Raw genomic sequence first — 12,278 nt, 5'->3', positions numbered from 1 at the left:
ACAGGGAAAGAAAACCATTTTTATGTATCGGTGATATTTGCCTGAGGCGGTGTTTTGTACCCGTTTGTCTGCGTGGTGCGCTGGATACAGTGCGTTACAGTTTGCCTGCCGGGACGGCGCACAATCGCTATCGCCAGCCCGGCAATCACCAGCGTCAGTCCCGTTGATACCCACATTGTTCCGGCGATCCCCAGCGTTTTGTTTAACCATGCACAGGCAAACGGTGAAGCCGCTGCTGTGAGCTGGCCAGGAATAAGCAGCATACCGGTGCGGCGGGCATAGCTCTCCACGCTAAACAGCTCCAGCGGCAGGTTCGCTTTGACTATCGTCATTAGCCCGTTGATGGCACCAAAACCCAGCACAAACCCGGCGGCACACCAGGCAAACCGGGTGCTGCTTAGTCCAATCAGAAAGCAGACCGGCATGGCAAGGGTGGTAAAAAGGGTCAGTTTGAACGGCGTTAAGCGGGCACCCGCCAGCACCTCCAGCGAGCGAGCCCCCGTCTGGCCTATCCCCCACAGAATGCCGATCGTGACCGGCAGGCCAAAGCTGGCGATAAACTCCGGCAGATGGGTAGACGTACCGCTGGAGACAAAGGTGAAAAGGGCGATGAAGGCTGCATAAAGCCAGCCGTTTCGTCGTTCGTTGCGCAGAGGTGGCGCGGTGACCTTTGTCGTCACCGTTAGCCGCTGCCGGGGAAGCGAGCGGATCAGCGCCGCGCTCAGCAGGCCAAAGAGGGCATAAACCCTTAGCGCCTCTTGCCAGCTCATAAGGTGGAGCAGGCCATCACCCAGCGGCCAGAAGACGGCGGATGCCAGCCCGCCCGCCAGCGTGACGCGTGAGATTGTTCTTCGCGCCTGCTGACCGTAGAGGTTCACCAGCGCGGCGAACAGCGCATCGTACAGCGACAGGCGCATCCCGATGCCGGTGATCAGCCAGACGCAATACCAACCAAATAACGTCTGGGTATATGCCATACCCGCGCAGCCTGCGGCGATCAGCAACGTGCCACTCATCACCACCCTCTGGCCGCCAAAGCGTGCCAGCAGGTGGGCGACGAAAGGGGAAGCCGCCGCCATCACCAGCATTGCCAGCGTCAGGCCGAGGTAAATCTGTGGTGATGACCACCCCCGATCGGCTGATATCGCCAGCGCGAAGGTACCGGGCATATAAAACGAGATCCCCCAGTTGATGAGTTGATGACATCCGGCAGTGAGGGCGAGTCGACGAGGCAGGGCAGGAGTTTCCATTGTTTCATTCCGTTATGCAGTTGTCCCCAGCATAGCGAGCGAGGTATTGTGCAAACAGATCTGCAACCTTATGCGCAGTATAAGAGAAACTTTGAATGACGACGCTTAATCTGGGCTATCTCGCGACGTTCCGGCTGGTGATCCAGCGCGGCAGTTTTTCCGCTGCGGCGGATCTGATGGGCATTTCCCAGCCCGCTGTCAGCATGCAGGTACGTCAGCTGGAGCAGTTTTTGCAAACGCGCCTGGTGGAACGTACCGGGCGAGGCATTAAGGCGACGGCCGCCGGAGAGGCCCTGCTGGCCCACGGGGAACGCATTCAGCAGGTGGTGGATGAAACCCTCCAGTCCGTGGGTGCGTTCAGACACGATGTTAGCGGGACCATTACGCTTGGCACGGGGGCGACGGCCTGTATCCATCTTTTGCCGCCGTTACTGGAGCAACTGCGCCGCGACTATCCGCTCCTGCGGGTGGGCGTAACCACGGGCAACACGCTCGACATCGTCCGGGCTATCGAAGAGAACCGTCTCGATATGGGGCTGGTGACGCTGCCGGTCAGCGGTAAAGCGCTGGACGTCATGCCGGTGATGGACGAGGAGTTTGTCTTTATTGCTTCGCAGGCGCAGCAGGACGCTTTCAGGCACTTAACCCCGGAGGTGCTCCATGCTCAGTCGCTGATCGCCTTTGAGTCAGGCAGCAGTACCCGGACGCTCATTGATGGCTGGTTTGCTGCCAGCGGATTAACGATCGCACCAGTGATGCAGCTTGGCAGCATTGAGGCGATTAAGCGTATGGTTCGCGTGGGGCTGGGCTACAGTATCGTTCCAGGAATGGCGGTAGCGCATGAGGCTGACCGTGAAGGGCTGTGCGTGATGTCGCTGACGCCCATGCTGCAGCGACAGCTGGCTATCGTAATGCGGCAGGATAAGATCCTTAGCAAAGGGATAGCAGGAATTATTCGGCTGGTGCAAAACCATCCGGCGGGCTAGCGGTCAGCGGCGTCGACGTTCAGGCTGGACTGCTGCGACTGGATCTTGTCCTGATGGTGATACCAGGCGCCAATGGAAGAGTAAACGAAGCGGCCAAAGAAAAACAGAAAGCTGATGAGCAGTATGATGCGGGTCATTCGGGTGTTAAAACGGTGTCGTTTGCGCATACGCGTGGCCTGACTCACTCTCTTTTTCCTGGGCATGCCCTTTTGGGCGATGGGGATATTAAGGCACAGCGGAAAGACAGGGTCAATTCCGCAATGTGTAAATAACCGTCAGTGTTTACATTAATTATTGTTATTGAAATTGATTGTTGCATTTACCATATTGATAATATGAGGAAAATTATTTCAAAAAAAACGCATGTAAGGCTTATTTGCATAAAATAGTTTGATTTAAGTCAACGGATTCCCGGCTCTGGTATTTAAAATCCCTCCTCCACATTGTTCGCCCTGCACATCACCGGGGCGGCGTCAGGTCAGGTTGGATGCCTGTCTTTATTTTCCCTCTGGAGTAAAAGGGGTTTAACCGGGCATCTATGAACATTTTCGCTTTTCTTAAAAACAATAAAAACCGCTGGTGGGCATTGCCGCTTATTTTGCCGGTGGGGTTACTGCCCGTGCTGAGCGTGGCGAATACGTTCACGCAGCTGGGCGACGGAATTGCGGCGCTCTATTATTTACCGCTCTCTTTTTTGCTTTCGCTGATGATGTTTTTTGGTCTGGAAGCTCTGCCCGGTATTGTACTGGCGCTGTTTATTCGCTATTACCCGTCGGTCGGGCTGTTCGAAACCGTCGCCGGTGTGTTCCATTTTATCGTCCCGTTAGTGCTCAGCTGGGGCGGCTATCGGGTTTTTGCGCCCAGACGAAATATGACGGCCTATGGCGACGTGCGGCTGATGGCGCAGCGTATGTTCTGGCAGGCCTTCTGCCCTGCGACGCTGTTTCTGGTGCTGTTCCAGTTTGCGGTGTATCTCGGCATATATGAGAGTCGTCAGAGCCTGGCGGGGCTGAACCCTTTTAATATTCGCACGCTGATTAACTATCAGGCCCTGCTGGTCAGCGGGCTGACGGGCGTGCCGCTAAGTTATCTGCTGATCCGCCTGATTCGCCATCCGCGTTATCTCAACAGTCTCATCTCGCAGATCCGTAGCCAGATAGACGCAAAAGTGACGCCCGCTGAGTTTCTGATTTGGGCTGTTGCGCTCGGCGGGCTGATTTCGCTGCTGCTGCTCCCGATGAATGAAAACAGTTCCATTTTCACCACCAACTATACCCTGTCGTTGCTGATGCCGGTGATGCTCTGGGGGGCGATGCGCTTTGGCTATAAGCTGATTTCGCTTATCTGGACGCCGATACTGCTGGTGTCTATCCACTATTTTTACCGCTATATCCCAATGAACCAGGGATACGACATTCAGCTGGCGATCACCTCTTCCAGTTACCTGGTCTTTTCGTTCGTGGTGATTTACATGTCGATGCTGGCGACCCGGCAGCGCGCGGTGAACAAGCGTGCCCGCAGGCTGGCGTTACTCGACCCGGTTATGCATATGCCTAACCTGCGGGCGCTGTCGCGCGATCTGGCGAAAAACCCGTGGTCGGCGCTCTGTTTAGTGCGTATTCCTGAGCTGGAGATTCTGGGGCGTAACTATGGCGTGTTGCTGCGCATTCAGTACAAACAGCGGCTGGCACAATGGATTAATGCCAGGCTCCAGTCCAACGAAAAGGTTTATCACCTCACGGGCTGTGACCTGGCGATTCGCCTTAACGCGGAATCGCACCAGCAGCGGATTGAAACTCTGGACGAACATATCAAACAGTTCCGCTTTATCTGGGATGGCATACCGTTGCAGCCGGAGGTGGGCGTGAGCTACTGCTATGTACGTTCGCCCGTCAACCACCTCTATCTGGTGCTGGGCGAGCTGGGGGTAGTGGCTGACCTGTCGCTCTCCTCTAACCACCCGGAAAACCTTCAGCAACGTGGTGCCGTCCACCTGCAGCGTAGCCTGAAGGATAAAGTCGCGGTGATGAGTCGCCTGCAGCGTGCGCTGGATAACAACGAATTCACGCTGCTGGTTCAGCCCGTGCGCGGCCTGCGGGGGGACAGCTATCACGAAGTGCTGCTGCGCATGACCGATGCAAACGGGCTGTTAATCTCGCCTGAACAATTCCTGCCCGTTGCCCAGGAGTTTGGACTCTCTTCGCGGGTGGATTTGTGGGTACTGGACCACACGCTGCGCTTCCTTGCAGCGCACCGCGAGAAACTGCCCGGCCAGCGCTTTGCCATTAATCTGGCCCCTTCAACGGTGTGTCGGGTGCAGTTCCCGCTCGAGGTGAGTCGTCTGCTGACCCACTATGCCATCGAGCCGTGGCAGCTGATCTTTGAAGTGACGGAGTGCAGCACCTTCTGCAACGCGGAACAGGCGCTACACATCCTCAGGCAGTTGCAGAAAATGGGGGTACGCATTGCGATTGATGATTTCGGTACCGGTTATGCGAGCTATGCGCGGCTGAAAAGCGTGGATGCCGACATTCTCAAGATTGACGGCAGCTTCATCCGTAATATCGTCAACAACAGTCTGGACTATCAGATTGTGGCGTCTATCTGCCATCTGGCACGCATGAAGAAGATGCTGGTGGTGGCGGAGTATGTCGAGACCGAAGAGATACGTAGCGCGGTTCACGCGCTAGGCATCGATTATGTGCAGGGTTATCTGATTGGCAAGCCGGTTGCGCTTGAGTCACTGGCGGAAACTGAGGCGTCCACCGCGGACGCCTGAGTCATCATGCGGCGACGTCGGCGCTCTCTTCCTTGATTTTGAGCATCCAGCCGGTGACCGCTTCCCAGTACTGCTGCTCTTTTTCCAGATCCAGCAGGACCAGCGCGTTCTGGCTGAACCAGTCGTGCGGGAAGCTCAGCGTCCAGTGGTGATCGTCGGTTGTCAGCTTCAGCGTCGGCGGCGTCGTGGTGGCCTGACGCTGGTTATTGAGGAGCACGCCCAGACGCAGCAGCTGGATGAGCGGCAGGAACTGCTTCTTCTTGAACAGCGTGAAGCGCGGCAGATCGTCGAGCTTGATGGCCTTGCGGTGATAACGCACCAGCGTCGCCATCATGGTTTGCTGCTCCTGGTTAAAGCCAGGCAGATCGCTGTTTTGCAGAATATAGGCCGAATGGCGGTGCATTCCGCTGTGATTAATGTTCAGCCCCACCTCGTGCAGCATCGCGGCCCATTTCAGCAGGGCGGCAAGCTGCGGGTGCGCGAGCTTAGGATTCTGTTCTTCCCACTGTTCGTACATCTGGACCGTTGTTTCCAGCACGCGCTTCGCCTGCTCGCGGTCGATGTTGTACTGGTTGGCCAGGCTTTGCGCGGTGCGGCTGCGAATGTCCTGATGGCGGAAGCGACCTTCCATCTCATACAGCACGCCTTCACGCAGCGCACCGTCGGAGAGACGCAGCTCCTTAATGGCAAGCGCATCAAACACGCCGCAGAGGATAGCCAGACCCGGTACAAATACCGCCTTACGTTCGTCAGAAAGACCCGGCAGGCTTAGGGCGTCAAAACTTTTATGCTTCAGCACTTCTTCGGTCAGCAGGGTCAGGCGTTCAGGCGTGATAAACCCGTCTTTTTCACCCATTGCCAGCAGGACTTCATGCGCCGCCTTGATGGTACCCGACGCGCCCAGCGCCACGTTCCAGCCCTGAATACGGTACTGCCAGGCCAGATTTTCCAGCTTCTGGACCGCGGCCATACGCGCCCGCTGGAAGTTTTCACGGGTGATGGCGCCGCCCGGGAAATACATCTGCGCGAAGCTGACGCAGCCCATACGGCGGCTTTCCACCAGACGCGGCTCAAAGTCTTCGCCGATCACCAGTTCCGTAGAACCCCCGCCAATGTCGATAACCAGCTTGCGCCCTTTTTCCGGCTGGGTGTGCTCAACACCCATGAAAATCAGACGCGCTTCCTCGTTACCGGAGATGATCTCAATCGGGTAGGGGATCACTTTTTCGGCTCGCTTGAGGAACTCCGGGGCGTTCAGCGCCTGGCGCAGCGTGTGGGTCCCCACAATGCAAACGCTGGAAGGCGAGAAGCCCTGCAGGCGCTCAGCAAACAGGGACAGGCAGTTTAAGCCGCGCTCCATCGCCTCTTCGCTCAGCATGCTGCGTTCATCAAGACCATCCGCCAGGTGTACGCGCTGCTTCAGACGACCGATGATCTGCAGCGCGCCATCCACCTCACGGGCGATGACCATGTGGAAACTGTTAGAGCCAAGATCGACCGCGGCGAATTCCTGCGGGCGTGGGGTCTTATCATTTATCGGCATAGGTTAATCGGGTTGCTCGAGTGATTTGATATAGTCGTAAATCGCCAGTTGCGACCGCACTTTACGACGATTGCCGCGCGGTACATAGCGGTTACTGAGTTCTTTGTCGATATAGCGCGCTTTCACCGTATCGCTGAACAGGATCTCGATAATGTCGAGGATACGCTGTTTCAGACGCGGATCCAGCAGCGGGGTCGCGACTTCAATTCGATAGTCAATATTGCGCGTCATCCAGTCTGCCGAAGAGAGATAGACCTGTTTATCACCCGCATTATCGAAAATATAGACCCGATCGTGTTCCAGGTAGCGATCAACAATGCTGATAACGCGAATATTGTCGCTGATGCCTTCCAGTTCCGGGATCAGCGAGCACATGCCGCGGATCAGCAGGTTAACCGGCACGCCGGAGCTGGACGCCGCATACAGACGGTCCACCAGACCTTTATCGACCAGGTTGTTAAGCTTCAGCGTGATGCCAGATGACAAACCTTTCTGGGCATTGGCGATCTCTTTATCGATCATATCGTACAGCAGGCGGCGCGAGTTCTGCGGCGAGACCAGCAGATAGTCAAAGCTCACCGGGCGGTACGGGTTCTCAATAAAGTTAAATACACGGCGCACTTCGTTAGTGATGCGGGCGTCGGCGGTGAGCAGCGAGTAGTCGGTGTAAATCCGCGCCGTTTTTTCGTTGAAGTTCCCGGTTCCGATGTGGGCATAACGCACCACGTCTTCGCCCTCTTTACGGGAGATCAGGAACAGCTTGGCGTGAATTTTCAGCCCTGGTGCGGAGAAGATGACGTGCACACCCGCTTCCGTCAGACGGCGCGCCCAGTGAATGTTGGCTTCTTCATCGAAACGTGCCTGCAGCTCCACGACCACGGTCACTTTTTTGCCGTTGTGCGCCGCATGGATCATCGCGTCGATGATGCGGGAATCTTTTGCCACGCGGTAGATGTTGATTTTGATCGCCAGCACGCTCGGGTCGAAAGAGGCCTGACGCAGCAGTTCAAGCACGTGTTCAAACGTGTGGTACGGATAGTAGAGCAGGACGTCACGTTCGCGAATGGCGTCAAACCCGTTGCGGAATTTATCAAACCAGAGATGGCGCAGGCGCGGCAGCGGCTTGTTCACCAGGTTGGCTTTGCCAACGTTCGGGAAGCCAATAAAGTCTTTAAAGTTGTGGTAACGGCCACCGGGTACGATGGAGTCATAGCGCGAAATGGTCAGTTTCTCGCGCAGCATCTCCACCATGGCGTCCGGCATATCGCGCTGGTAAACAAAGCGGACCGGCTCGGCCGTCAGGCGCTGTTTCAGGCTGGAGGACATCAGCTCCATCAGGCTGGCTTCCATCTCGTGGACCAGGTCGTATTCGGCGTCACGGGTCATCTTCATCGAGTAGGCGTTTAGCGCATCGTAGTCGAAGAAGCCTTTGAAGATGTCGTCCAGACAGTAACGCAGGATGTTATCCAGCAGGATCATTGGCTTGCGTCTGCGCGGGGTTTCCGGCGGCAGATTCACAAAGCGCGGCACCTTGTCAGACGGGATCTCCAGCAGCGCGTAGCTGATGGACTCACCGCGAATAATTTCCACGGCCAGATAGGTGTAGTCATCCTTCAGGAACTGCACCAGGTCGGTTTCGCGGTTAATCAGAATCGGGGTAATGTGCTGGCGGAGATAATGTTTGAAGTAGTGGCGCAGCCAGTTTTGTTGGTTAACGGAAAGCTGACGTTCGTTAATCAGGAAGATTTGATTGCGTGCCATCTCCAGCAGCAGTTCGTTATACAGGCCGTCAAACTCCTGATCGGCTTTCAACACGCGGGACTGGATTTTACCCAGCAGATGACGCGAGTGAGAATTTAAGCCCTGTTCTTCGCTGATGATGATCCGTCTTTTCAGCTCGGCAAAGCGAACCTTGTAGAACTCATCCAGGTTGTTGGAATAAATGCCCAAAAAACGCATGCGTTCGATCAGCGGGTTACTTTTGTCGGCCGCTTCCTGGAGTACACGTTCGTTAAATGCTAACCAGCTTAGCTCTTTCTCGATATATAACTTTTCCTGACCCATTACAGCTCACACTCCAGTTCAATCACAGGACGTGGTAAATCCGTCTCGTCCTTATTATGGCGAGCATTTCCACGATATGTCCAACAGTGCCAGAAAAGTATGACAGTTATTTTTTTTGTTGGGGATTTTAGAGAGTTGGGGGAGGCAATATCGGGTAATGCAATAAGTCGGGTAAGCGTAGCGCCACCCGACATAACAAACTACTCTTCGGCCGCATAACCCTGAGGCGGAAGCTTAACGCCGTCCAGCCAGGCTGCACCGTCGCGCATTTCAAGACGCCCGTCAACAAACCAGCTGACCACCAGCGGGTAGATGGCGTGTTCCTGAGTTTGCACGCGCTCGGTCACGTCGTCTTCGTTGTCGCCATCAAAGACCGGGACTTTCGCCTGCAGGATCACCGGGCCACCGTCCAGTTCGTCAGTGACGAAATGCACAGAGGTACCGTGCTCCTCATCGCCATTTTCCAGCACCTGACGGTGTGTGTGCAGGCCGGGATATTTTGGCAGCAGGGAAGGGTGGATATTCAGAAGTCGCCCGGCGAAGTGTTCGACAAACGCCGGGCTCAGAATACGCATATAGCCCGCCAGTACGACCACGTCCGGTGCATAGGCATCAATCTCGTTAACCAGTTCGCGGTCGAAGGCTTCACGCCCGGCGAACTGGCTGGCTTCCAGCGCGTGCGCGGGAATGCTCTCTTGCCGCGCGCGCTCAAGGCCGAACGCGTCGGCCTTGTTGCTGAATACTGCCCGAATGGTGCCGTTAATTTTCTTCTGTTTACAGGCGTCTATGATGGCCTGCAAATTACTTCCGTTGCCGGAAATGAGCACCACGATGTTTTTCATTCAATGACCACACGCTCTTCGGAATCGGAGGCTTTAATCGTACCGATTTTCCACGCGTTTTCACCTTTCTCGGTCAACAGCTTAACCGCTTTATCGGCTTCGCTTGCTGGCAGGGCGATAACCATGCCCACGCCGCAGTTAAAGGTGCGGTACATTTCGTGAGAACTCACGTTGCCTGCGGTCTGCAGCCAGTTAAAGACTGCCGGCCACTGCCATGAGGATTCGTCGATCACCGCCTGGGTGTTATCCGGCAGGACGCGCGGAATGTTTTCCCAGAAGCCGCCGCCGGTCAGGTGGGCAATGGCGTGAACGTCAACGTTCTCGATAAGCTCCAGTACGTTTTTCACGTAGATGCGGGTCGGGGCCAGCAGATGGTCAGCCAGCGGTTTACCTTCAAGCTCAGTGGTTTGTGGGTCGCAACCGCTGACTTCGAGAATTTTACGCACCAGAGAGTAGCCGTTGGAGTGTGGGCCGCTGGAAGCCAGCGCAATCAGCACATCACCATCAGCCACTTTGCTGCCGTCGATAATTTCTGATTTTTCTACTACACCGACGCAGAAGCCTGCGACGTCATAATCTTCGCCGTGATACATGCCAGGCATTTCCGCGGTTTCACCGCCCACCAGCGCGCAGCCGGACTGCAGACAGCCTTCGGCGATACCGTTAATGACGCTGGCTGCGGTATCCACATCCAGTTTGCCGGTCGCGTAGTAATCGAGGAAGAACAGGGGTTCTGCACCCTGAACCACCAGGTCATTCACGCACATCGCAACCAGATCGATACCGACCGTGTCGTGACGTTTTAAATCCATCGCCAGGCGCAGTTTGGTGCCTACGCCGTCAGTTCCCGAGACCAGAACAGGTTCACGATATTTTTGCGGCAGCGCGCACAGTGCGCCGAATCCACCCAGACCACCCATCACTTCCGGGCGGCGGGTTTTTTTCACCACACCTTTGATTCGGTCAACCAGCGCATTACCTGCGTCAATATCAACACCGGCATCTTTGTAGCTGAGAGAAGTTTTGTTGGTCACGGCTCAAGTCCCCACGCGATTGCATAGCTAGTAAGAAAAATCGGCGCAATTCTAACAGTCCAGGCAAACGTTTGCGAGCCTATTCTCGGTGTAGGGATCTTTTTTTCTCTCTGGCCATTGCGGGGCAACAAACTTGACTCTGTTCACGAAAATGAAACCGGTTTCGGCGATCTGCTTGCAACGGATAACCCCTTTGCACATCATCGAACTGAAACCGGTTTCTGTAATTGTTTTTGCAGAAAATAACGCAGAATGAGGGAAAGCGAATGTCAGGATTTAAAGCAGATTTTCTGTGGGGTGGTGCCGTTGCGGCGCATCAGCTGGAAGGCGGCTGGAAAGAGGGCGGCAAGGGCGTAAGCGTTGCCGACGTCATGACGGCGGGTGCGCATGGCGTACCGCGTGAAATCACCAACGGCGTGCTGGAAGGGAAGAATTACCCTAACCATGAAGCCATTGATTTCTACCATCGTTATAAAGAAGACATCAGACTCTTTGCCGAGATGGGGTTCAAATGTTTCCGTACCTCCATCGCCTGGACGCGTATCTTTCCGAAAGGCGACGAGCGGGAGCCTAATGAGGCTGGCCTGAAATTCTATGACGATCTGTTCGACGAATGCCTGAAGTACGGCATCGAACCGGTTATTACGCTTTCTCACTTCGAGATGCCTTTCCACCTGGTGACGGAATACGGCGGCTGGCGCAACCGTAAGCTGATCGACTTTTTCGTTCGTTTTGCAAAAGTGGTCTTCCAGCGCTATCAGCATAAAGTGAAGTACTGGATGACCTTCAATGAGATCAACAACCAGGCTAACTTCCACGAAGATTTTGCGCCGTTCACCAACTCCGGGTTGAAGTATGCGCCGGGTGAAGACCGTGAGCCGGTCATGTTCCAGGCCGCGCACTACGAGCTGGTGGCCAGCGCCCTGGCGGTGAAGGCGGGACGCGAAATTAATCCGTCGCTGCAGATCGGCTGTATGATTGCTATGTGTCCTATCTATCCGCTGACCTGCGCGCCGGACGATATGATGATGGCGATGAATGCGATGCACCGTCGCTACTGGTTTACCGACGTGCACGTCCGCGGTAAGTACCCGCAGCATCTGCTCAACTACTTTGAACGTCGCGGGTTCGCGCTGGATATTACCGATGAGGATAAAGCAGCGCTGCGCCAGGGTTGCGTTGATTATATCGGCTTCAGCTATTACATGTCCTTTGCCACCAAGGCGACGGCGGACAACCCGCAGCTTGATTACGACGAGAGCAAGAGCCTGGTCTCTAACCCGTATGTGCAGAAATCCGACTGGGGCTGGCAGATTGACCCGGTTGGGCTGCGCTACTCCCTGAACTGGTTCTGGGATCACTACCAGTTGCCGCTGTTCATTGTTGAAAACGGCTTTGGCGCGATTGACGTGCAGGAGAGTGACGGCACGATAAACGATCGGTACCGCATTGATTACCTTTCTGCGCACATTCGCGAGATGAAAAAAGCGGTGGTGGAAGATGGCGTAGACCTGATGGGCTACACCCCGTGGGGCTGTATCGACCTTGTGTCTGCCGGCACCGGTGAAATGAAAAAACGCTACGGCTTTATCTTTGTAGATAAAGACAATGAAGGGAACGGCACGCTGAACCGCAGCAAGAAAAAGTCCTTCGACTGGTATAAGCAGGTGATTGCGAGCAACGGCGAGCAGCTATAATTGCCCGGTGGCGCTGCGCTTACCGGGCCTATGGGATTTGTAGGCCGGGTAAGCGTTAGCGCCACCCGGCAGCACCCCGCACC

9 protein-coding genes are annotated in these 12,278 nt (G+C 55.5%); 3 read left to right on the top strand and 6 right to left on the bottom strand.

The features are described 5' to 3' along the window. Positions 1–20 precede the first annotated feature (20 nt). Positions 21–1,250, bottom strand: coding sequence for an MFS transporter (locus BFV64_RS16435; RefSeq protein WP_045135495.1), 1,230 nt, complete (start codon positions 1,248–1,250; stop codon positions 21–23). A gap of 95 nt (positions 1,251–1,345) precedes the next feature. Between BFV64_RS16435 and BFV64_RS16430 the strand changes: the two genes are divergently transcribed. Beyond that, positions 1,346–2,236: a LysR family transcriptional regulator gene (locus BFV64_RS16430; RefSeq protein ID WP_014884784.1), complete on the top strand. Its 891-nt coding sequence runs from the start codon at positions 1,346–1,348 to the stop codon at positions 2,234–2,236. On the opposite strand, the gene BFV64_RS16425 is transcribed toward BFV64_RS16430, so the two are convergent. Continuing rightward, positions 2,233–2,421, bottom strand: coding sequence for a YfgG family protein (locus tag BFV64_RS16425; protein ID WP_028014036.1), 189 nt, complete (start codon positions 2,419–2,421; stop codon positions 2,233–2,235). The genes BFV64_RS16430 and BFV64_RS16425 overlap by 4 nt on opposite strands. Positions 2,422–2,774: 353 nt before the next feature. On the opposite strand from BFV64_RS16425, the gene BFV64_RS16420 reads away from it, so the two are divergent. Beyond that, positions 2,775–5,015 (top strand): EAL domain-containing protein, encoded by a 2,241-nt coding sequence (locus tag BFV64_RS16420; protein ID WP_069602288.1) that lies wholly within the window; start codon positions 2,775–2,777, stop codon positions 5,013–5,015. A gap of 4 nt (positions 5,016–5,019) precedes the next feature. Here BFV64_RS16420 and ppx read toward each other — a convergent pair whose 3' ends face one another. The 4 genes from ppx to purM all read right to left on the bottom strand — a co-directional run bounded on the left by ppx (position 5,020) and on the right by purM (position 10,498). Then, complete coding sequence (gene ppx, locus BFV64_RS16415; RefSeq protein WP_014884781.1) at positions 5,020–6,558, bottom strand: exopolyphosphatase; 1,539 nt, start codon at positions 6,556–6,558, stop codon at positions 5,020–5,022. 3 nt (positions 6,559–6,561) lie between these two features. Next, positions 6,562–8,622, bottom strand: coding sequence for a polyphosphate kinase 1 (ppk1, locus tag BFV64_RS16410; RefSeq protein WP_014884780.1), 2,061 nt, complete (start codon positions 8,620–8,622; stop codon positions 6,562–6,564). Positions 8,623–8,822: 200 nt separating this feature from the next. Continuing rightward, a complete protein-coding gene (gene purN / locus BFV64_RS16405) occupies positions 8,823–9,464 on the bottom strand; it encodes a phosphoribosylglycinamide formyltransferase (protein WP_014884779.1) in 642 nt (213 codons plus the stop codon). Next, positions 9,461–10,498: a phosphoribosylformylglycinamidine cyclo-ligase gene (purM, locus tag BFV64_RS16400; protein WP_069602287.1), complete on the bottom strand. Its 1,038-nt coding sequence runs from the start codon at positions 10,496–10,498 to the stop codon at positions 9,461–9,463. The genes purN and purM overlap by 4 nt, the downstream gene beginning before the upstream one ends. Positions 10,499–10,764: 266 nt before the next feature. On the opposite strand from purM, the gene BFV64_RS16395 reads away from it, so the two are divergent. Beyond that, positions 10,765–12,195 carry a 6-phospho-beta-glucosidase gene (locus BFV64_RS16395; protein ID WP_069602286.1) on the top strand — a complete coding sequence of 477 codons (1,431 nt, stop codon included), beginning with the start codon at positions 10,765–10,767 and terminating at the stop codon, positions 12,193–12,195. Positions 12,196–12,278 lie beyond the last annotated feature (83 nt).

The sequence above is a fragment of the Enterobacter kobei genome (genome assembly GCF_001729765.1).
In the GTDB taxonomy this organism is placed as follows: Bacteria; Pseudomonadota; Gammaproteobacteria; order Enterobacterales; family Enterobacteriaceae; genus Enterobacter; species Enterobacter kobei.
Note: the sequence above shows the minus strand (reverse complement) of the source record. Positions and strands in the feature narration are given on the sequence as shown.